The 19,838-nt window shown below is 66.9% G+C and carries 19 protein-coding genes; 8 read left to right on the plus strand and 11 right to left on the minus strand.

From position 1 onward, the window contains the following. Nucleotide 1: 1 nt before the first annotated feature. The 3 genes from Q8S38_RS01565 to Q8S38_RS01575 form a co-directional block, all read right to left on the minus strand. The gene (locus Q8S38_RS01565) at nucleotides 2–1,099 is read right to left on the minus strand and encodes a microcin C ABC transporter permease YejB (RefSeq protein ID WP_305678660.1); all 1,098 of its coding nucleotides are present in this window, start codon (nucleotides 1,097–1,099) and stop codon (nucleotides 2–4) included. A 6-nt stretch (nucleotides 1,100–1,105) separates the two neighbouring features. Further along, a complete protein-coding gene (locus Q8S38_RS01570) occupies nucleotides 1,106–2,974 on the minus strand; it encodes an extracellular solute-binding protein (protein ID WP_305678661.1) in 1,869 nt (622 codons plus the stop codon). A gap of 198 nt (nucleotides 2,975–3,172) precedes the next feature. Continuing rightward, nucleotides 3,173–3,712 (minus strand): c-type cytochrome, encoded by a 540-nt coding sequence (locus Q8S38_RS01575; protein ID WP_305678662.1) that lies wholly within the window; start codon nucleotides 3,710–3,712, stop codon nucleotides 3,173–3,175. 235 nt (nucleotides 3,713–3,947) lie between these two features. Between Q8S38_RS01575 and Q8S38_RS01580 the strand changes: the two genes are divergently transcribed. From Q8S38_RS01580 to Q8S38_RS01595, 4 genes are all read left to right on the plus strand, one after another. Further along, nucleotides 3,948–4,691 (plus strand): 3-deoxy-manno-octulosonate cytidylyltransferase, encoded by a 744-nt coding sequence (locus tag Q8S38_RS01580; RefSeq protein ID WP_305678663.1) that lies wholly within the window; start codon nucleotides 3,948–3,950, stop codon nucleotides 4,689–4,691. 4 nt (nucleotides 4,692–4,695) lie between these two features. Then, nucleotides 4,696–5,550: a prephenate dehydratase gene (locus Q8S38_RS01585; protein ID WP_305678664.1), complete on the plus strand. Its 855-nt coding sequence runs from the start codon at nucleotides 4,696–4,698 to the stop codon at nucleotides 5,548–5,550. Nucleotides 5,551–5,729: 179 nt separating this feature from the next. After that, a complete protein-coding gene (locus Q8S38_RS01590) occupies nucleotides 5,730–6,551 on the plus strand; it encodes a MipA/OmpV family protein (protein ID WP_305678665.1) in 822 nt (273 codons plus the stop codon). 112 nt (nucleotides 6,552–6,663) lie between these two features. Continuing rightward, complete coding sequence (locus Q8S38_RS01595) at nucleotides 6,664–7,302, plus strand: VOC family protein (protein ID WP_305678666.1); 639 nt, start codon at nucleotides 6,664–6,666, stop codon at nucleotides 7,300–7,302. A 19-nt stretch (nucleotides 7,303–7,321) separates the two neighbouring features. Here the strand turns inward: Q8S38_RS01595 and nudC are convergent, their stop codons facing one another. Together nudC and mmsB are read right to left on the minus strand one after the other, a co-directional pair. Then, a complete protein-coding gene (gene nudC, locus Q8S38_RS01600; RefSeq protein WP_305678667.1) occupies nucleotides 7,322–8,278 on the minus strand; it encodes an NAD(+) diphosphatase in 957 nt (318 codons plus the stop codon). A gap of 44 nt (nucleotides 8,279–8,322) precedes the next feature. Next, nucleotides 8,323–9,210 (minus strand): 3-hydroxyisobutyrate dehydrogenase, encoded by an 888-nt coding sequence (gene mmsB, locus Q8S38_RS01605; protein ID WP_305678668.1) that lies wholly within the window; start codon nucleotides 9,208–9,210, stop codon nucleotides 8,323–8,325. Nucleotides 9,211–9,265: 55 nt separating this feature from the next. Here mmsB and Q8S38_RS01610 point away from each other — a divergent pair, with 55 nt between their 5' ends. Together Q8S38_RS01610 and Q8S38_RS01615 are read left to right on the plus strand one after the other, a co-directional pair. Continuing rightward, a complete protein-coding gene (locus tag Q8S38_RS01610; protein WP_305678901.1) occupies nucleotides 9,266–9,544 on the plus strand; it encodes a type II toxin-antitoxin system RelE/ParE family toxin in 279 nt (92 codons plus the stop codon). Beyond that, nucleotides 9,516–9,854, plus strand: coding sequence for a HigA family addiction module antitoxin (locus Q8S38_RS01615; protein ID WP_305678669.1), 339 nt, complete (start codon nucleotides 9,516–9,518; stop codon nucleotides 9,852–9,854). Before Q8S38_RS01610 ends, Q8S38_RS01615 begins: the two co-directional genes overlap by 29 nt. 3 nt (nucleotides 9,855–9,857) lie before the next feature. Here Q8S38_RS01615 and Q8S38_RS01620 read toward each other — a convergent pair whose 3' ends face one another. Further along, on the minus strand, nucleotides 9,858–11,006 hold the full coding sequence (locus Q8S38_RS01620; RefSeq protein ID WP_305678670.1) for an isobutyryl-CoA dehydrogenase: 1,149 nt from the start codon (nucleotides 11,004–11,006) through the stop codon (nucleotides 9,858–9,860). A 22-nt stretch (nucleotides 11,007–11,028) separates the two neighbouring features. Continuing rightward, nucleotides 11,029–12,525, minus strand: a complete 1,497-nt coding sequence (locus Q8S38_RS01625; RefSeq protein WP_305678671.1) for a CoA-acylating methylmalonate-semialdehyde dehydrogenase — start codon at nucleotides 12,523–12,525, stop codon at nucleotides 11,029–11,031. 125 nt (nucleotides 12,526–12,650) lie between these two features. Here Q8S38_RS01625 and Q8S38_RS01630 point away from each other — a divergent pair, with 125 nt between their 5' ends. Continuing rightward, complete coding sequence (locus tag Q8S38_RS01630; RefSeq protein ID WP_305678672.1) at nucleotides 12,651–13,577, plus strand: LysR family transcriptional regulator; 927 nt, start codon at nucleotides 12,651–12,653, stop codon at nucleotides 13,575–13,577. A 16-nt stretch (nucleotides 13,578–13,593) separates the two neighbouring features. Here the strand turns inward: Q8S38_RS01630 and Q8S38_RS01635 are convergent, their stop codons facing one another. Next, nucleotides 13,594–15,339 (minus strand): ABC transporter permease, encoded by a 1,746-nt coding sequence (locus Q8S38_RS01635; protein WP_305678673.1) that lies wholly within the window; start codon nucleotides 15,337–15,339, stop codon nucleotides 13,594–13,596. Further along, complete coding sequence (locus Q8S38_RS01640) at nucleotides 15,336–16,325, minus strand: ABC transporter substrate-binding protein (RefSeq protein WP_305678674.1); 990 nt, start codon at nucleotides 16,323–16,325, stop codon at nucleotides 15,336–15,338. Before Q8S38_RS01640 ends, Q8S38_RS01635 begins: the two co-directional genes overlap by 4 nt. A 243-nt stretch (nucleotides 16,326–16,568) precedes the next feature. Between Q8S38_RS01640 and tal the strand changes: the two genes are divergently transcribed. Beyond that, entirely contained in the window at nucleotides 16,569–17,528 is a 960-nt protein-coding gene (gene tal, locus Q8S38_RS01645; RefSeq protein ID WP_305678675.1) for a transaldolase, read from the plus strand. 13 nt (nucleotides 17,529–17,541) lie between these two features. On the opposite strand, the gene Q8S38_RS01650 is transcribed toward tal, so the two are convergent. Together Q8S38_RS01650 and Q8S38_RS01655 are read right to left on the minus strand one after the other, a co-directional pair. Continuing rightward, a complete protein-coding gene (locus Q8S38_RS01650; RefSeq protein ID WP_305678676.1) occupies nucleotides 17,542–18,051 on the minus strand; it encodes a hypothetical protein in 510 nt (169 codons plus the stop codon). A 111-nt stretch (nucleotides 18,052–18,162) separates the two neighbouring features. After that, nucleotides 18,163–19,833 (minus strand): thiamine pyrophosphate-binding protein, encoded by a 1,671-nt coding sequence (locus Q8S38_RS01655; RefSeq protein ID WP_305678677.1) that lies wholly within the window; start codon nucleotides 19,831–19,833, stop codon nucleotides 18,163–18,165. Nucleotides 19,834–19,838: the final 5 nt, after the last annotated feature.

The raw sequence follows: 19,838 nt of genomic DNA on the forward strand, positions 1-19,838 counted from the left end.
CTCAGGTCTCCCGCGTTTCGAAATCGATGCGGGGATCGACCCAGGTATAGGTCAGGTCGGTGAGGAGATGCACGACGAGGCCGATCAGCGAGAAGATGTAGAGATTGGCGAAGACCACCGGATAGTCGCGGTTGACGATCGCCTCGAAGGAGAGAAGCCCGAGCCCGTCGAGCGAGAAGATCGTCTCGATAAGCAGCGAGCCGGCGAAGAGCGCCCCGACAAAGGCGCCGGGAAAGCCCGCGATCACGATCAGCATGGCGTTGCGGAAGACATGGCCATAAAGCACGCCGCGCTCGGACAACCCCTTCATCCGCGCCGTCAGGACGTATTGCTTGCGGATCTCGTCGAGGAAGGAGTTCTTGGTCAAAAGCGTCGAGGTCGCGAAGGCCCCGAGCGCCATCGCCGTCACCGGCAGCGCGATATGCCAGAGATAATCGGCAATCTTTCCGAAGAAACTCAGCTCTGAAAAGTTGTCGGAATGGAGCCCCCGCAACGGGAAGATCTGCCAGAACGAGCCGCCGGCAAACAGCACGATCAGCAGGATCGCGAAGAGGAAGCCGGGAATGGCGTAGCCGACGATCACCACGGCGCTCGTCCAGGTGTCGAAGCGGGAGCCGTCCTTGACCGCCTTGCGGATGCCGAGCGGGATCGAGATCGCATAGGACAACAGCGTCATCCACAGGCCGAGCGAGATCGAGACCGGCAGCTTCTCCTTGATCAGTTGCAGGACGGGGGCGTCGCGGAAATAGCTGCGGCCGAAATCGAAGCGGATGTAGTCGCCGAGCATCTTGAGAAAGCGCTCATGCGCCGGCTTGTCGAAGCCGAACTGCTTTTCGAGCTCCTTGATGAAGGCCGGGTCGAGCCCCTGCGCGCCGCGATAGGCCGAGCCGGCGTCGCCGGCTGCCTGCGCGCCGGCATCGCCGCCGGAGCCGCCGCCGACGCGATCGGCCGCGCCGCCGCTATTGGGATTCTGAAGCTGCGAGATGACCCGTTCCACCGGTCCGCCCGGGGCGAACTGCACGATCACGAAGGAGATCAGCAGGATGCCGAACAGGGTCGGCACCATCAGGGCCAGGCGGCGCGCGATATAGCTCAGCATGCCGGCTCAAGCCTTCCCGATCCGCTTCGCCTTGTCGGCGTCGTACCACCAGATCGACGGCGCCCCCGAGCCGAACTTGGGCTTGGTCTGCGGCCGGTCGAACATGTCCCAATAGGCCAGCCATTCGGTCGGGTTCCACCACATCGGAATCCAGTAGCGCCCGGCCCGCAGCACGCGGTCGAGGCATTTGGCCGCGATCACGACCTCGGCATAGCTGTCGGCTTGCCCAATCTTCTCGATCAGAGCGTCGATCGCGGGGCTGGCGATGCCGCCGACATTGCGCGATCCGCGCGTCTTGGCGGCTTCCGAACCATAAACGATCCGCAGGCTGTCGCTGGGAATCGCGCTGCCACCCAGCGCCCGGCTGATGATGTCGAAGTCGAACTCGTCGAGCCGGCGCTGATACTGCGCGCCGTCGACGATGCGCGAGGTCGCGGTGATGCCCAGCCGCTTCAGATTGGCCTGGAAAGGCTGCGTGTGCGGCTGCAGCGCGCCTTGCGAATCGAGGAACTCGATTTCGAAGGGCTGGCCGTTCGGCAGTTTGAGAACAGCGCCATCGCGCTTGCAGCCGGCGGCGCGGAACATCTCGTCGGCACGGCGCAAAAGGGCGCGGTCACTGCCCGAGCCGTCGGAGACGGGCGGCAGGAAGGGCTCGCCGAAGACTTCGTCTGGAACCTGGCCGCGGAAGGGCTCGAGCAGCTTGAGCTCCTCGGGCGAGGGCAGGCCGACAGCCTTGGAATCCGAATTCTCGAAATAGGAGGTCATCCGCGCGAAGGAGGAGAACATGATGTTCTTGTTCGTCCATTCGAAGTCGAAGCAAAGGCCGAGCGCCTCGCGAATGCGCGGATCGGCGAATTTCTCGCGGCGCAGGTTGAAGACCCAGCCCTGGGATCCCGTCGGGTCGGTCTTCGGCAGGCTCTCCTTCTTGACCTTGCCGTCATGCAGCGCCGGGAAGTCATAGCCGGTCGCCCAGATGCGGGAGGTGAACTCCTCCTGGAAGGTGATGACGCCGCTCTTGAAGGCCTCGAACGCCACCTGCCGGTCGCGGAAGTACTCCCAGCGCACCCGGTCGAAATTGTTGACGCCGATGTTCACCGGCAGGTCGCGGCCCCAATAGGTCGCCACGCGCTCGAACTCGATGAAGCGGCCCTGCTCGAAACGGCCGACCTTGTAGGGGCCCGAGCCGAGCGGCGGCTCGAGCGTCGAGGCCTCGAAGTTGCGGGTCGACCAGAAGGCTTCCGAAAACACCGGCAGCCCCGCGACGATCAGGTGCAGGTCGCGGCTGCGCTTGGGCGAGAGTTGCGCGACGAAGATGTCGTCGCTCTCGGCCGTGGCGGAGACGAGCTCGTTCAGCATCAGCCGGTAGGACGGGTGCCCCTTGCTCTTGAGCAGGTTCATGCTGAAGGCGACGTCGCGGGCGGTGACGCGGCTGCCGTCATGGAAGCGCGCCTCCGGCCGCAGGCGGAACCGATAGGTCAGCTTGTCCTGGGAGATCGCGACACTCCTTGCGAGCAGACCGTAGAGCGTGCCCGGTTCGTCGCCCGAGCCCGACATCAGGCTGTCGAAGCAGGAATCCATTCCCGCCGCGCCGTCGCCCTGCAGGACGAAGGTGTTCAGCGTGTTGAAGGTGTCGAAGCTCTGGTTGCCGCTGGCGCGCTTGATCTGGACGGTCAGCGTGCCGCCCTTGGGCGCCTTCGGATTGACATAAGGAAAATGCGGAAAATCGGCGGGCAGGCCGAGTTCCCCGAAGGTCGAGAGACCATGCGTTTCGGCGGCCTGCGCGAAGGCGCGTCCGCCCAGACCCGGCAGCGCCGCTCCCGCCGCGGCAAGCGCGCCGGCCTCCAGGATTCTGCGGCGGCTGATGCGGATCGTCATCGTCTCGCGTCTCCTCGTCGGGCGTCTCGCGAATCGCCGGGATTCATCTCACCTGCCCCGTGAGCCGGTGCAACCCTGACACTCGACGACATCGTGGCGGCAAGACCAAGGCGCAGGCAAGCATCACGCCGACAAAGGAAAAAGCCGGGCGCGGGGCCCGGCTTCACGAAGTCATCGGCATTATCGCGGAAAACCGGCTCAGGGCGTCGGCAGCGGCTTGGGCGCGTCGGCGAGCTTGTTGAGATAGGCGACGATGTCGGCGCGGGTGTCGGCGCGCCCGATGCCGGCATAGGCCATGGTCGTGCCGGGCATGTAGGCCTTGGGATTCTTCAAGAAGCCGTCGATCTGTGCCGCCTCCCAGTTTTCGCTGGCCTTGGCCTTCATCGCGGCCGAATAGGCAAAGCCGTCAACGGCGCCCTTGGGGCGGGCATAGACGTCGTAAAGATGCGGGCCGATCTTGTTGGCGCCGCCCTTCTCGAAGGTATGGCAGGCCTTGCAGGCGCCGACGGCCTTTTCGCCCCGGGCGGCGTCGGCCTTGGCGAGGCGCACGGCGATCGGCTCGTCAGCAGCAGCGGCGGGGGCGGCAGCAGCGGCGACCGGCTCGTCGCTGGGCAGGTCGAAGCCCGGGATGGCGGGCTTCTTCGGGGCGAACACGATACCGGCCATCATATTGAGGCCCATCACCACCAGGAGCGTCGAGAGAACCGCGCCGGCGATCTTGTTGGTTTCGATATTCATCGTATTCCGAACCCTCGGCCGCCAAACGCCAACGGCGCGGGAGGCAAGACAGCTTTAAACCGGGCTGCTGGAGCCCCGTCACCACGCGTTGCTTAACCGCTTTGCGCGCTGGATTGCAACTCGTATAAGCACGCTCCGCTTTGAGACCTTTTGACGCTCGCCGCGGCGCATCTCGCGCACGGTCCCGCTTCAGACCCCTGGCTGCCGACAGACCCCAAGAGCTTCACCGATCCCGATGTCCGACCCGCTGATCCTGATACCCGCCCGCATGAAGGCCACGCGCCTGCCGGGAAAGCCGCTGGCCGACATCCATGGCGAACCGATGATTGTTCGTGTCTGGCGGCGCGCGGTCGCCGCCGGCATCGGTCCCGTGGCGGTCGCAACCGATTCCGCCGAGATCTGCGCGGCCGTCGAGGCCGCCGGCGGCTGCGCCGTGATGACCCGGGACGACCACCCCTCCGGCTCCGATCGCATCAAGGAAGCTGCCGACCTGCTCGACCCGGAAGGGCGCCACAACGTCATCGTCAACGTCCAGGGCGACTTCCCGACGCTCGAACCCGTCGCGATCGCGGCGGCCATCACCCCGCTGGCCGATCGCGCGGTCGATATCGCGACGCTGGTCGGTCTGATCGACGACGAGGAGGAGAAGACGGCGCCCAGCGTGGTCAAGCTGGTCGGCAGCCATGTCTCGCCTGGCCGACTCCGGGCGCTGTATTTCACGCGTGCGACCGCGCCCTATGGCGAGGGGCCGCTCTATCACCATGTCGGGATCTACGCCTATCGCCGCTCGGCGCTGGACCGTTTCGTCAGCCTGCCGCAGTCGCTCCTCGAAAAGCGCGAGAGCCTGGAGCAGTTGCGGGCGCTGGAGGACGGCATGCGCATCGACGCGATGATCATCGACCACGTGCCCCGCGGCGTCGACACGCCGCCCGACCTCGATCGCGCCCGCGCGATCCTCAAAGACAGCGCCGGAGCCTGAATTCATGACCGTCATCGTCTCCTATCAGGGCGAACCCGGCGCCTTCTCGTCGCAGGCTGCCTTGCAGGTCTTCCCGGATTGCGAGCTTCTGCCCTGCGCGACCTTCGAGGATGCCCTCGCAGCCGTCTCGGACGGCACGGCCCGCTACGGCATGATCCCGATCGACAATTCGATCGCCGGCCGCGTCGCCGATATCCACCATCTGCTGCCGCGCTCGGGGCTGCACATCATCGGCGAGCATTTCCTGCCGATCCGCTTCCATCTGATGGCGGTGAAGGGCGCGACGCTGGCGACGCTGACGCGGGTGCAGAGCCATATTCATGCGCTCGGCCAATGCCGCAAGATCATCCGCAAGCTCGGCCTCAAGGCTGAGGTCGCCGCCGACACGGCCGGCTCCGCCCGCCAGGTCTCTGAAGCCGCCGATCTGACCCGCGCAGCGATCGCCCCGCGCATCGCGGCCGAAGTCTACGGCCTCGACATCCTGATGGAGGATATCGAGGACGAGAAGCACAACACCACGCGCTTCGTCATCTTGTCGAAATATCCGGAATTCACCCGCCAGGGCGCCACCAAGACAGTCACGACGCTGATCTTCCAGGTCCGCAACCTGCCGGCCGCGCTCTACAAGGCGATGGGCGGCTTCGCCACCAACGGCGTCAACATGACCAAGCTCGAAAGCTACATGGTTGACGGCCATTTTGCGGCGACGATGTTCTATGCCGATGTCGAGGGCCATCCCGACGATCCGGCCCTTCGCCGCGCGCTCGACGAACTCGCCTTCTTTTCCAAGGAGGTGAAGATCCTCGGCGTCTATCCGGCGCATGCGTTCCGGTCGACGCTGGCCGAGCTGGGCGAATAAGACGCGCGCCCTCGTGCCTCGCGCAGCTTCGGCGACGAATCGATCGTCGCCCGGGCGCAGCGGCTGGCGATCATCGTGTGATTGCGGCGAAGGGCGATCATCGCTGCAACCAATGTGACGCATCGGCGTTCACTCCCCGTCATGTCATTGCTGCGCTGCAGCGATCGGGAGTGGGCCAATTGTCTTATCTGAAAATGACTGTGGCCGCTTGGGCCGGTCTGGTCGTCATGACGGGTGGAGCCACGGCGGCTGACCGGGTCGTGCCCGTCTTCGCCGAGCAGCCCGTTTCGGGCTGGACCGTGACGATCGGCGCCACTGGCAAGTTCGGCCCCCGCTATATCGGCTCGGACAAGATGGGCTTCTCCGGCTCGCCGAGCTTGAGTTGGCGCCGCGCGGGCGAGCCGCTTTCGTTCAGCGCTCCCGATGACGGCTTCGGCCTTGCGCTCTACAAGACCAGCGTCTTCAGCGTCGGCCCGGTCGGCGCGTTCAAGAGCGGCCGCTATTTCGGCGACGACAGGCGCCTGTTCGGCCTGCGCGATGTGCCCTGGACGATCGAAGGCGGCGCCTTCGTCGAGTTCTGGCCGATCCAGGATCGCCTCCGCACGCGTCTCGAGGTTCGTCAGGGCTTTCATGGCCACCGCGGCGTGGTCGCCGATGCGTCGGTCGATTGGGTCGAGCGTTTCGGCGCCTTCACCCTCTCGGGTGGCCCGCGCCTGTCGCTGGCCAACGGCTCCTACATGGATCGCAATTTCGGCGTATCACCGGGGGAAGCCGCCCTGAACGGAACCCTGACACCCTATCGCGCCAAGGGCGGGTTGAGGTCGGTCGGGGCCGGGGCGGCACTGGACTACCGCTGGACGCCGGCCTGGACGACGCGGACCTTCGTCAAATACGATCGCCTGATCGGTTCTGCCAACGACTCGCCGATCGTTCGTCTCGGCGACCGCAATCAGTTCACTGTCGGCCTGGGGGCCAGCTACACCTTCGCCTGGGGGCAGTAAGCGCCCCGCTCCCGAGAGTTTGACCGGGCCCGGGTGGTGAACGAAAGTCGCGCCCCGGGCCCTCTTTTTAAGGTCGATCTCGGTGCGGATCCCTGGCGCCTCGCGAGAGGCAATGCTCCATCTTGATCATCTCACCGTTATCGCGCCGTCGCTGGCCGAGGGCGTCTCGCATGTCAGGGCCTGCCTGGATCTCGACGTCCCGTTTGGCCAGCGCCACGGCTACATGGGCACGCACAACCACCTGCTGCAGCTGGGCGAAACGGTCTATCTGGAGATCATCTCGCTCGATCCCGAAGGTCGCGCGCCGGCACGGCCGCGCTGGTTCGGCCTGGATGATCGGACCGGCGTCCGGCGGGCCTGGGACGACGGGCGGCGCCTGCGCGGCTGGGTCGCTCGGACCGATGGCATCGACGCGTTTCTGGCCGGGCGCGAGAGCATCTTCGGCCGGAAGGTGGCATTGCCGCCCGACAGCCCGTCCTTCGACTTCGCGATTCCCGATGACGGATCGCTGCCGCTCGGTGGCGCGATGCCTTCGATCATCGATCGGCGCGGAAAGCCGCGTTCGATGGCGACAATCGCCGATCTTGGCGCCCGGCTGCGGTCGCTCGTTCTCGCCCATCCCGAGGGGGCCGCGATCGTGAAGCTCTATCGCGAGCTCAACATCGACCGTCCGCCCGAGGTCGTGATGGGCGCGGATCTGCGCTATGTGGCGCGCATCGAAACGCCGGACGGCTTGAAGGAACTGGTCTGAAAGTGCGGTCGTCCGCGTCTCAGGCCCGCTCCCCCTCGATCGCCCAGGCCCTGAGCAGGGTGTGGGCGATGGCCAGGTGCTGCGGGCTCGTCAGCCCGTCGGGATGGGCGCTCTCCAGCATTTGCAGCGCCTCGTCGCGCTTGAACCAGCGCCCGGCTTCGAGTTCGGTCGTATCCAGCACGATCTCGTCGTTGAGCGCTTCCGCGATGCAGCCGATCATCAGTGAGGACGGGAACGGCCAGGGCTGCGAGGCGATGTAGCGGACGGTGCCGACGCGCAGACCGGCCTCCTCCCAGCTCTCGCGGCGCACCGCATCCTCGAAGGTCTCGCCCGGCTCGATGAAACCGGCGATGCAGGAATACATCCCCGGTGCAAACCGGGCCTGCCGCGCCAGCAGGCAGGTTTCCCCGCGCGTCACCAGCATGATAACCACCGGGTCGGTGCGGGGGAAATGCTGCGCGCCACAGGCGCTGCACTCGCGCTTGGTGCCGGCGGCGCCCGACGTCGTCGGGCCGCCGCACTGGGCGCAGAAGCGATGCCGGGCGTGCCAGTCGAGCAGCGCCTTGCCCTGGCCGAGCGGCCCGAGTTCGTCCTTCGGAACGAGCTTCTTCAATGCGACGGAGCGCAGATCGGTCACGAAGAGTTCAGGGCGCTCGCGTAGCCCATCGGCCAGAGACCGATCGAGCAACCTGGCGAAGCGCGGGGCACCGTCCGGAGCCAGCCCGAGGAACACCTCCTCGAGCCCGTCTCCCAGCGATTGCGTCTCGCCATGGCTGAACCAGACCGAGAGTGCCTCGCCGTCCAGCCGCTTGAGGATCGGGGTCTCGCCAGCGACGACCGCGATGCGCGTATCGGAGCGGTGGCGCAGCGCGTTCACGGCGTCTGGCTTGTTCCGCAGATCCTCTCGGCGGTCGAGCATGTTGACGGCGAAGCCCGTGAGGGCGGAGCGTTCGCGAGGACGGGAGGCGTCGTTCATGCCGTCCGTCCTAAACCCGCGCTACGCCGTCTTGCAAGCCTCCTTCACGAGGCGTCGCGCCCGCGCAGCAGATGGATGATGGCCGAAAAGTCCGCCCCACCTTCACCCCAGCCATTGTGCAGGCCATAGAGTTGCGTCGCTGCCGCGCCGAGCGGCGTCGAGGCGCCGGCCGCCTGGGCCGCCTCCTGCGAGAGCTTGAGGTCCTTCAGCATCAGGGCCGAGGCGAAGCCGGGCTTGTAATCGTTGTTGGCCGGCGAGGTCGGCACCGGGCCGGGCACCGGGCAGTACGTCGTCAGCGACCAGCACTGGCCCGACGAGGTCGAGGCGACGTCGAACAGCGCCTGATGCGAGAGGCCGAGCTTCTCCGCGAGCACGAAGGCTTCGGACACGCCGATCATCGAGATGCCCAGGATCATGTTGTTGCAGATCTTGGCGGCCTGGCCGTTGCCGGCGGCGCCGCAATGCACGATGCGCCGGCCCATCGCCTTCAGGATCGGCTCGCCCAGCGCGAAGGCCGCTTCCGTGCCGCCGACCATGAAGGTCAGCGTGCCACCCTTGGCGCCGCCGGTGCCACCGGAGACCGGTGCGTCGAGCGAGAGGCAGCCGTGCTCGCCGGCCAGCCCATGCGCCTTGCGCGCGCTTTCGACATCGACGGTCGAGCAGTCGATCAAGAGGGCGCCGCTCTTCACGCGGGGCAGCACGTCGCCCCAGACGGCGAGCACATGTTTGCCCGCCGGCAGCATGGTGACGACGATATCGGCGCCCGCGACGGCCTCCTGCGCCGAGCCCGCGATCGCGACCCCCAACTCGGCAGCGGCATCTTTCGACGCCTGAACCAGATCGAAGGCGCGGACCTCATGCCCCGCCTTGACGAGGTTCCCGGCCATCGGGCCGCCCATATTGCCGAGGCCGATGAAGGCGATGCTGGTCATGGTCTTAATCCCCATTCCTGTTGACGGAATACCTTTGGCGGAATACTTTTTTGCTGTGATTGGATCGTTCGCGCAGAGAGAGGCCGAACTCCTGTTCCACGACAAGCCGGTCCGGCGGTTCGCCGCGATCGAGCGCGTGGTCAGGCGCAAGCTGCTGCTGCTTCATGCGGCCGCCAGGCTCGATGATCTGCGTGTGCCGCCCGGCAACCGGTTGGAAGCCCTGAAGGGGGACCGCGCCGGGCAGCATTCGATCCGCGTCAACGACCAGTGGCGGATCTGCTTCATTTGGAAGGAGGGCGAGGCGCATGACGTCGAAATCGTCGACTATCACTGATGCGGTCGAACGCGACGAGGCGGTGCTGGACCTGATCCCGCCCGGCGAGGTCCTGCTCGAGGACTTCATGAGGCCGCTCGGTGTCAGCCAGAACCGGCTGGCGCGCGACATCGATGCGCCGGTGAGCCGCATCTCGGGCATCGTCAAGGGCGAGCGCACCATCACGGCCGACACGGCCCTGCGCCTGGCGAAGTTCTTTGGGACGACGCCGGAGATGTGGATGAACCTGCAGACGGACTATGATCTGCGGGCGGCACGGCGCGCGTCCGGAGCCGATATCGACAAGCGCGTGAGGCCGCTTGCCGCATAGCCCTCAATTCCCCTTGGCCCGGCCGACCAGCCCGCGCGCCACGATCATCCGCATCACCTCGTTGGTCCCCTCGAGGATCTGGTGGACGCGCAGGTCGCGGACGATCTTCTCGATGCCGTAATCGGCGAGATAGCCATAGCCGCCATGGATCTGCAGCGCGTCGTTGGCGACGGTGAAGCCCGTATCGGTCGCGACGCGCTTGGCCATGGCGCAAAGCTTCGTGGCGTCCGGCGTCTTGGCGTCCAGCGCCGCCGCGGCCCGCCAGAGCAGGCTGCGCGCTGCCTCCAGTTCCGTGGCCATGTCGGCGAGCTTGAACTGCAACGCCTGGAAATCCGCGATGCGTGAGCCGAAGGCTTTCCGCTCCTGGGCATAGGCCAGCGCCTTGTCGAGCGCGCTTTGCGCGCCGCCGAGCGAGCAGGCGCCGATGTTGAGCCGCCCGCCATCCAGCCCCGCCATCGCGATCTTGAAGCCGATACCCTCGGGTCCGAGCCGGTTGGCGACGGGCACCCGGCAGTTCTCGAAGATCACGGCCCGCGTCGGCTGCGCGTTCCAGCCCATCTTCTTCTCATTAGCGCCGAAGGACAGACCGGGCGTGTCCTTCTCGACCACCAGCGTCGAGATGCCCGAGGGGCCGGCCTCTCCGGTGCGGACCATGACGACATAGAGGTCGGAGACGCCGGCGCCCGAGATGAACTGCTTCTGTCCGTCGAGGATGTAGTGGTCGCCGTCGAGGACCGCCTTCGTCTTCAAGGCCGCCGCGTCCGAGCCGGCCCCCGGCTCCGTCAGGCAATAGCTCGCCAGATGCTCCATCGCGCAGAGCTTCGGCAGGAAGTCCGCGCGCTGCTCGGCCGAGCCATAGCGGTCGATCATCCAGGCGCACATGTTGTGGATCGAGATGTAGGCGGCCACCGTCGGGCAGCCGGTCGAGAGCGCCTCGAAGATCAGTGCCGCATCGAGCCGCGTGAGGCCGGAGCCACCGACATCCTCGGCGATGTAGATACCGCCCATGCCGAGCGCGGCCGCCTGGCGCATCTCCGCGACCGGGAAGTGCTTCTCCTCGTCCCAGCGCATCGCATGGGGCGCCAGCGTATCGTTGGCGAAGGCGGTGGCCATCTCCTGGATGGCGAGTTGGTCCTCGCTCAGCGCGAACATGGCCACCACCTCCTTGCCTGACTCAACCCATCGTCGGGATGACGAAGCTCGCGCCGTCCTTGATGCCGCTCGGCCAGCGCGCCGTCACCGTCTTGGTCTTGGTGTAGAAGCGGATCGAATCCGGCCCGTGCTGGTTGAGATCGCCGAAGGAAGAACGCTTCCAGCCGCCGAAGGTGTAATAGGCCAGCGGCACCGGGATCGGCACGTTGATGCCGACCATGCCGACCTGGACCTTCGAAGCGAAGTCGCGCGCCGCATCGCCGTCGCGGGTGAAGATGGCGGTGCCGTTGCCGTATTCGTGGTCGTTGGTGAGCTTCAGCGCCTCGTCATAGCTCTCGGCGCGCAGCACGGAGAGGACGGGCCCGAAGATCTCCTCCTTGTAGATCCGCATGTCCTTGGTGACGTTGTCGAACAGGCAGCCGCCGACATAGAAGCCGTTCTCGTAGCCCTGCATGGTGAAGTCGCGGCCGTCGACGACGAGGCTCGCGCCCTCCGCGATGCCGGTGTCGACATAGGCCTTGATCTTCTCCATCGCCGCCTTCGTGACGACCGGGCCGTAATCAGCGCTGGCGTCGGTCGAGGGGCCGATCTTCAGGCTCTCGACGCGCGGGATCAGGCGCTTCACCAGTTCGTCGGCGGTCGCCTTGCCGACGGGAACCGCCACCGAGATCGCCATGCAGCGCTCGCCGGCCGAGCCGTAGCCGGCGCCGATCAGCGCGTCGACCGCCTGGTCCATGTCGGCGTCGGGCATGATGATCATGTGGTTCTTGGCGCCGCCGAAGCACTGCACGCGCTTACCGGCCGCGCAGCCGCGGGCGTAGATGTACTCGGCGATCGGGGTCGAGCCGACGAAGCCGACGGCCTTGATGTCGGGGTCGTCGAGAATGGCGTCGACCGCCTCCTTGTCGCCATTGACGACATTGAGGATCCCGGGCGGGCCGCCCGCCTCGATGAACAGCTCGGCCAGGCGCATCGGCACGCCCGGATCGCGCTCGGAGGGCTTCAGGATGAAGGCGTTGCCGCAGGCGATGGCGGGGCCGAGCTTCCAGAGCGGGATCATCGCCGGGAAGTTGAACGGGGTGATGCCGGCGCAGACGCCGAGCGGCTGGCGCAGCGAATAGATGTCGATGCCGGGGCCGGCGCCGTCGGTGAACTCGCCCTTCATCAGGTTCGGTACGCCGAGCGAGAACTCGACCACCTCGACGCCTCGCTGGATGTCACCCTTGGCGTCGGGAATGGTCTTGCCGTGCTCGCGGGCGAGCAGCTCGGCCAACTCATCGTTGTTCTGCGCGATCAGGTCGAGGAACTTCATCAGCACGCGGGCGCGGCGCTGCGGGTTGACCGCGGCCCATTTCGGCTGGGCTTCGGCGGCGTTCTCGACGGCGGCGCGCATCTCGGTGGCCGAGGCGAGCGCGACCTGGCCGATGATCGTCCCGTCCATCGGCTGATAGATGTCGGCGGTGCGGCCAGAGGTGCCTGCGACATGCTTGCCGCCGATGAAATGCCCAACCTGACGCATCGCGCCCTCCCTACGAATGGTGATGTCTCGAACTGGTGGCCACCACTACCATTCACGTTTGCGCACGGCTATAGCGACCTTGGACGAAGCGGCGTGCGCAAAAGCGAATATCGGGGAGCGTGACGATGGAGCGGTTCGACTGGGATGATCTGCGCTTCTTCCTGGCGGTCGCCCGCTCGGGCCGGCTCACGGCGGCTGCGCGCCGGCTCGGCGCCGACCATGCTACCGTCTCGCGGCGCATCACCTCGCTGGAGGATTCGCTCAAGGCCAAGCTCTTCGAGCGCCGGCCGCAGGGCTACACCCTGACTGCCCATGGCGAGCGTCTGCTGACCAAGGCCGAGAGCATGGAAACCGATGCGCTGGCGATCCAGAGCGACATCGGCGGCGCCGACATGGCGCTGGCCGGGACGGTCCGGATCGGTGCACCCGACGGCTTCGGCACCGCTTTCCTGGCGCCGCGTCTCGCCAAGCTGGCGAGCGCCTATCCCGGGCTCGAGCTGCAGCTCATCGCCATGCCGCGCCTGCTCTCGCTGTCGAAGCGCGAGGCTGATGTCGCGATCACGCTCGCCCCGCCCAAGGAGGGCAAGGTTGTCGCCCGCAAGCTGTCCGACTACCGCCTCGGCCTCTACGCGACACAGGCCTATCTCGACACGATGCCGACGGTCGACAAGCCGGAGGACCTCTTCGCCCATCGCATCGTCGGCTATATCGACGACCTGATCTTCACGCCCGAACTCGATTATCTCGACGAGATCGCCAAGGGCCTGCGCGCTCAGGTCCAGAGTTCCAGCGTGCTGGCGCAGATGAACGCGGTGGTCGGCGGCGCCGGCATCGGGGTGATCCACCATTTCATGGCGGAGGCCGAGCCGCGCCTCGTGCCGGTTCTGCCCGAGACGGTGTCGATCACGCGCTCGTTCTGGCTGCTTGTGCATGCCGATCTGAAGGACGTCGCCCGGGTGCGGGCGATCGTCGATTTCCTGGTGCGCGAGGCCAAGGCCAGCCGCGCCCTGCTGATGGGTGAAAGCCGGGTCGGGGCAAGCGAGGCCAGTTAGCCTCTCCGCAAAAAACTCAGATCCGCCAGGGCAGCACGTTCTGGGAAAGCCGCTGCGCCACCCTGTCCAGCGCCAGCATGGCGATCAGAATGACGGCTGAGGCGCTGATGGCGACTGCCGCCGCCTCACCCGCGAGCCCGGCTTCCTTCAGCGAGAACAGCACCACGCCGAGCGTCTCGGTGCCCGACGACCACAGCAGCGCCGACACGGTCAACTCGTTGAAGGCGACAAGGAAGACCATCAGCGCGCTGACGGTCGCAGCCGGGGCGAGGATCGGCGCCACGATGAAGCGCAGCATCTGCCAGAGTGTCACGCCGTCGAGCTTCGCCGCCTCCTCGTGATGTGCCTCGATCTGCGCCATCGCCGCCAGCGGAGCCTTCAGTGCCAGCGGCAGGAAGCGCGCGAGATAGGCGAAGAGGATGATGAAGGGCGTGGCGTAGATGCTCACCCCCAGCAGCGGCAACGGCTTCAGGAACATCAGGATGCAGGCGATGGCGAGCACGACGCCGGGCAGGGCATAGGGCAGCTCGATCACCACCTCGACGATGCGCCTTAAGCGTCCCATCCGCCGCTCGAGCGCATAGGCGAAGGCGATCGAGGCCAGCGCCAGGATCAGCGCGGCGCTGCCGGCGAACAGGAAGGAGTTGCGGAAGGCCCGGATCGTCACATCCTGCCGCAGCAGAACCTCGGCGAATTTGTCGAAGGTCAGGCTCTGCCAGTTCAGCGCGACGCCGAGCGCCGGCGTCAGCGCCTCGCCCAGCAGCGCCAGGAAGGGCAGGCCCAGCTTGACCACCAGCAGCAGAAGAAGGCCGCCGAGCACGAAGGGCCTGGCGCGCCCGAGTTCCCAGAACGGCTGCAAGGGCCGTTCGATCTCGACCTTGCCGCCGGCCCGCCGCGTCGCCAGCATGCCGGCGATGATGCCGAGCCCCGCGACCAGTGCGACGAGGATTGACAGCGCCGCCGCGTCGGGCAGCCCGGCCGGGCCGAAACTCGACAACCGACGGTAGATCAGGGTCGGCAAGGTCAGGTAATTGACCGGCAGGCCCAGCAGCGCCGGAATCCCGAAATTCCCGACGCCCGCGACGAAGGCGAGCAGCGCGGCGGCGATGATCTGCGGCCGCAGCACCGGCAGGAGGATACGGGTCACGATGCTGCGCGGACCCGCGCCCTCCATCTGGGCGGCCTCGATCAGCGAATGCGGCACGCTGCGCAGGCCAGTCCAAAGCGTGATCGCGACCAGCGGCGCGTGATGCAGCGCCATCACCAGCGCGATGCCGCCGCGCCCAAGCAGCGGGTTGGGCGTTCCGGGCGCCGGCGACAGGCCGAGCAGCGACAGGATCGGGGAATGCGGCGCAAACAGGCTCAGGAAGGCCAGCGCGGCCACCTGCGGCGCGATCATCATCGAGAAGACGAGCGCAAACGCGATCGGCCGCTTGCCGCGCACATCGGTGACCCCAAGCAGGATCGCGGCCGCGCCGCCGATCAAAAGCGCGCCGATCGCCGAAAGGCCGGCGGTCTCCAGCGTGTGCAGCGTCGCATTGACAGCCGCCCGGCTGCCGATCTCGGCCAGCGCGGCGTCTGGCGCAAACTGCCAGCCCGGCGCGAAGGCGGCCGCCGCCAGCCGCAGGAAGGGCAGGCCGCCGAGCAGGATCGCGCAGGCGGTCACCAGCAGCGGCAGGCCAAGGCCGGTTGGCAGAGTCAGGCCCCGCCACGGAGGGCGGGGCCTGGTCTCCTGCCAGCCCGTTGGGGCGGCGAGCGTCACTCGAAGATCGCGCTGAAGCGCTTGCGCGCCGAAGCCTCGTCGGCGAGCGCCTTGGCGGCGTCGAACGGCATCAGCTTGATCGCGCTGCGGGCGGGGTAGCCGGCGGGCAGGGCGACGTCGGGATGAGCCGCGACATAGCCCTGCTTCAGCGCCAGTTCCTGACCGTCCTTGGAGAGCAGGAAGTCGACGAAGGCCTTGGCGGCCTCCGGGTTCTTGCTGGTCTTCAGGATCGCGACCGGCTCGCTGACCGCCGAGACGCCCTCGCTCGGGAAAACGAACTCGACCGGCGCGCCCTTGGCCTTTTCACGGATCGGCATGAAGTCGACGATCATGCCGTAGAGCTTCTCGCCGGTCGCGACCTGGCGCAGGATGTCGCCATTGGAGCCGGCGGCGAGCGCGCCATTGGCCTTCAGCGCCTCGTAGAAGGCCCAGCCGGTCGGCAGGTTGCTGCTCAGCGTGATCGTGTGGATCATCGCGGCGCCGGAGTTCAGCGGGCTTGGCATCGCCAGCAGGTTCTTCACGTCGGGCTTGGTCAGATCGAGCCAGCTGGTCGGCTTCATCGGCGCCTTGGTGTTGTAGACGATCCCGGTGGTGATCAGCTTGGTCGCGAACCAGAACTTGGCGGGGTCGTGGATGCCGGCCGGATAGGCCGAGGTCTGGGCCTTGTCATGCGCCAGAAGCCGGTCTTCTTTCTTGAGGCCCTCCATCGTCACCGCATCGGCGATGAGCAGCAGGTCGGCCTGCGGCGCGCCCGCCTCGAACTCGGCGCGCAGCTTGGCCATCACGCGCGGCGTTCCGTCGCGCACGAAGCTGATGTCGACCTTGGGATGTTTCGCCTTGAACGCATCGATCGTCTGCTGCGCATCGGTGTTGGGCTGGCTGGTATAAAGGACCAGCTTGCCTTCGGCCGCCAAGGCCGGTCCGGCCAGCAGGGCCCCGGCGACAGAGACGATCGTGAGCGCTGACAGTGACGCCTTGAAACGCATGGTGCTCTCCTTTGCGGATGTCCTGAATTGAGGCTGCGCTGGCGGTAGTCTCCGCATATGACATATCCATGAAGCCGCCGTCATGGTGCCGACGCGGCGTGGCGCCAAAATCGCAAAGCCCATCACGCCGCCCGGAGGCCGTGCGGGTGCGCAAGGCTGATCTGCCTGCCGACAGCTTGACCCCGCTCCCCCTGCGCCCCACGTTCCGTCCACCTTCTGCATCCGCTCTGCGACAGGACAATCATGACCGCCTCCAAGCTCGACCAGCTCCGCCAGATGACCACGGTGGTCGCCGATACCGGCGACATCGAAGCCGTCCGCCGGCTCAAGCCTGTCGATTGCACCACCAACCCGACGCTGATTCTCAAGGCGGTGGAGAACCCTGCCTATGCCGGGCTCGTCGACGAGGCGATCGCCTGGGGCAAGAAGGCCGGCGCTGGCAACGAGGACACGGTCCATGCGGTTTGCGACCGTCTCGCTGTCACCTTCGGCGCCGAATTGACCAAGATCGTGCCCGGCCGGGTTTCGACGGAGGTCGATGCCGACCTGTCCTTCGATACGCAGGCCACGATCGCCAAGGCACGTGCCCTCATCGCCGCCTACAAGGAGCGCGGCATCGAGAAGGACCGGATCCTGGTCAAGATCGCCTCGACCTGGGAGGGCATCCAGGCCGCCAAGGTGCTGCAGGCCGAAGGCATCGACTGCAATCTCACGCTACTGTTTTCGCTGCCTCAGGCCGTCGCCTGCGCCGATGCGAACGCTTTTCTCATTTCGCCCTTCGTCGGTCGCATTCTCGACTGGCACGTCAAGGCCGGGGGCGGCCCCTACACGGCCGAGACGGATCCGGGCGTTGTCTCCGTTCGCGCGATCTACGCCTATTACAAGACGCATGGCATCGAGACGGTGGTGATGGGCGCTTCGTTCCGCAACACGGGCGAGATCGAGGCGCTGGCCGGCTGCGACCGGCTGACCATCGGGCCCGGCCTTCTTGACGAACTCGCCGCTGCGACGGGCGATCTGCCGCGCAGGTTGATGCCCGAATCGCCCGGCGAGGCCCCCGCGCGACAGAAGCTCGACGAGAAAGCCTTCCGCTTCGCAATGAACGAGGACGCGATGGGCACCGAGAAGCTTGCGGAAGGCATCCGCGGTTTCGTCAAGGATCTGCGCAGCCTGCGCAAGCTCGTCGCCGCCAGGCTCGCCTGACGAGGCCCGTCTGTCAGCGCTTGGGCGCGACTTCGGCCTGAACCGTCAGGCCCGGCTTGGGCGGAGCGGAGGCCGGATCGAAAAAGCTGCGGCCGCCGGCCGCGGCCGTCTCCAGCTGGTGTTTCCAGCCCTTGGCATCCTTGCCGCCGCCCAGGGCGGTGAATTCGGCCCTGCGATTGTCTTCGCTGCCGCGCGCGCCCTGGTAGACCATCACGCCCTGGGCGGTGACGACGATGTCGCCGCGGCGCAGCGTCGGATCCTTCAGGTACCAGTTCGGGTCGGTGGCCGGATCGAGCTGGACCACGGGCGGCTTCGGCTTCGACGAGACCTCGGGCGCCTTGGCCCTGGGCAGGCGCTGCTGCGGTTCGTCATATTCATAGATCGGCGTCGCCCGCAGGCGCGGGCCGCCGCCGAAGATGGCCCGGCCGAGCTCTTCGAACAGGTTCGCCGCCTGGACCGACGGCGCGCCCGAGACGGCCATCGCCGCCGCAAGCCCCAACATCGTTATCCGCTGCGCCGCCATCGTCATCATCCTCTGCCAATCGGCTGATCAACGAGGAATGGTCGCAAAAGGTTCAGCGCAGGTTCACCGATGCGGTTAACATTTTTTTCGCGATGCGGCGGGGCGCCAGCGTCACCCTTTCGCCGCCAGCGCCTCCGCGCGGATGGTCGAGAGCGACTTGGCCGGCGTGATCGCCTCCGGATCGAGCAGGCAATGAATGATCGAGGGCTTGCCCGAGGCGACGGCCCGCTCGAAGGCCGGGCCGAACTGCTCGGTCGTCTCGACGCGCTCGCCATGCCCGCCGAAGGCGCGCGCGTAGGCTGCGAAATCGGGATTCTTCAGCGTCGTCGCCGAAATGCGGCCCGGATACTCACGCTCCTGATGCATCCGGATCGTCCCGTACATGCCGTTGTCGACGACGATGACGATGACCGGGAGGTCATACTGGACGGCGGTGGCGAAATCCTGCCCGTTCATCAGGAAGCAGCCGTCGCCGGCGAAGGCCACGACGGTGCGCTCCGGATAGAGCCGCTTGGCGCCGATCGCAGCCGGCACGCCATAGCCCATCGAGCCAGAGGTCGGGGCCAGCTGCGTCGCGAACTTGGTGAAGCGGTGGAAGCGGTGCACCCAGGTCGCGTAATTGCCGGCGCCATTGCACAGGATCGCATCGTCCGGCAGGTGGTTGCGCAGCCAGCGCACCATCTCGCCGGGATGGAACGTACCAGCCACCGGCGCAGGCTGCTCGCTCCAGCCGAGATAGGCCTCATGCGCCGCTGCTGCCGCACCGGCCCAGGCGATTTCCTGCGGCGGATGCACCGTCTCCAGCGCGGCGCAGAAGGCGGTCGGCGAGGCATTGATCGCCAGCGACGGCCGGTAGACCCGGCCCAACTCCTCGGCGTCGGGATGGACATGCACCAGCGGCCTTCCCGGATTGGGAATGCCGAACAGCGAGTAGGACTGGCTCGGCATCTCCGAGAGCCGCCCGCCGACAAGGATGACGAGGTCGCTTTCCTTGATCCGCGCCAGCAGCTTGGGATTGGGGCCAATGCCGAGATCGCCGGCGAAATTCGGGTGGTCGGCCGGAAACAGCATCTGCCGCCGGAAGGAGACGGCGACGGGCAGGTCGAAGCGCTCGACGAAGCGCTGGAAGCGCGCGATCGCCTGCGGGTCCCAGCGCGAGCCGCCGAGGATCGCGACCGGCGATTTCGCCGCCCAGAGCCGCTTCTGCAGGTCGATCGTCTGCAGCAGAGACGGGTGGGTCTCGGTCACCTGATAGGGTTCGGCATCGACCGCTTCGACGACGTCGGTCAGCATGTCCTCCGGCAGTGCGATCACGACCGGGCCCGGCCGGCCCGAGGTGGCGACATGGAAGGCGCGGCTGATGATCTCGGGAATGCGCTCGGCCTGGTCGATCTCGGTCGCCCATTTCGTCATCGTGCCGAAGACGGCGCGGTAGTCGAGTTCCTGGAAGGCTTCACGCTCGCGCATCGAGCGGTCGATCTGGCCGACGAACAGGATCAGCGGCGTCGAATCCTGATGCGCGATATGGACGCCCGGCGAGGCGTTGGTGGCGCCAGGCCCGCGCGTGACGAAGCAGATGCCGGGCTTTCCCGTCAGCTTGCCGGCGGCCTCGGCCATCATGCAGGCGCCGCCCTCGGCCCGGCAGATCGTGACCTTCAGCTTGGCGTCATGCAGCGCGTCGAGCACGGCAAGATAGCTCTCGCCGGGCACGCAGAACGCGTCGGTCGCGCCATGGATCAGGAGTTGGTCGACGAGGATCTGCCCGCCGGTGCGTAGTGCCATAGCCA

Origin of the sequence: Allobosea sp. (assembly GCF_030695125.1) — a bacterium.
Classification (GTDB): Bacteria; Pseudomonadota; Alphaproteobacteria; order Rhizobiales; family Beijerinckiaceae; genus Allobosea.

Bases quoted from the DNA above. Each gene is read 5' to 3' on its own strand.
- Q8S38_RS01565 (WP_305678660.1), bottom strand. From the start codon at position 1,099: ATGCTGAGCTATATCGCGCGCCGCCTGGCCCTGATGGTGCCGACCCTG.
- Q8S38_RS01570 (WP_305678661.1), bottom strand. From the start codon at position 2,974: ATGACGATCCGCATCAGCCGCCGCAGAATCCTGGAGGCCGGCGCGCTT.
- Q8S38_RS01575 (WP_305678662.1), bottom strand. From the start codon at position 3,712: ATGAATATCGAAACCAACAAGATCGCCGGCGCGGTTCTCTCGACGCTC.
- Q8S38_RS01580 (WP_305678663.1), top strand. From the start codon at position 3,948: ATGTCCGACCCGCTGATCCTGATACCCGCCCGCATGAAGGCCACGCGC.
- Q8S38_RS01585 (WP_305678664.1), top strand. From the start codon at position 4,696: ATGACCGTCATCGTCTCCTATCAGGGCGAACCCGGCGCCTTCTCGTCG.
- Q8S38_RS01595 (WP_305678666.1), top strand. From the start codon at position 6,664: ATGCTCCATCTTGATCATCTCACCGTTATCGCGCCGTCGCTGGCCGAG.
- nudC (WP_305678667.1), bottom strand. From the start codon at position 8,278: ATGAACGACGCCTCCCGTCCTCGCGAACGCTCCGCCCTCACGGGCTTC.
- mmsB (WP_305678668.1), bottom strand. From the start codon at position 9,210: ATGACCAGCATCGCCTTCATCGGCCTCGGCAATATGGGCGGCCCGATG.
- Q8S38_RS01615 (WP_305678669.1), top strand. From the start codon at position 9,516: ATGACGTCGAAATCGTCGACTATCACTGATGCGGTCGAACGCGACGAG.
- Q8S38_RS01620 (WP_305678670.1), bottom strand. From the start codon at position 11,006: ATGTTCGCGCTGAGCGAGGACCAACTCGCCATCCAGGAGATGGCCACC.
- Q8S38_RS01625 (WP_305678671.1), bottom strand. From the start codon at position 12,525: ATGCGTCAGGTTGGGCATTTCATCGGCGGCAAGCATGTCGCAGGCACC.
- Q8S38_RS01630 (WP_305678672.1), top strand. From the start codon at position 12,651: ATGGAGCGGTTCGACTGGGATGATCTGCGCTTCTTCCTGGCGGTCGCC.
- Q8S38_RS01640 (WP_305678674.1), bottom strand. From the start codon at position 16,325: ATGCGTTTCAAGGCGTCACTGTCAGCGCTCACGATCGTCTCTGTCGCC.
- tal (WP_305678675.1), top strand. From the start codon at position 16,569: ATGACCGCCTCCAAGCTCGACCAGCTCCGCCAGATGACCACGGTGGTC.
- Q8S38_RS01650 (WP_305678676.1), bottom strand. From the start codon at position 18,051: ATGGCGGCGCAGCGGATAACGATGTTGGGGCTTGCGGCGGCGATGGCC.
- Q8S38_RS01655 (WP_305678677.1), bottom strand. From the start codon at position 19,833: ATGGCACTACGCACCGGCGGGCAGATCCTCGTCGACCAACTCCTGATC.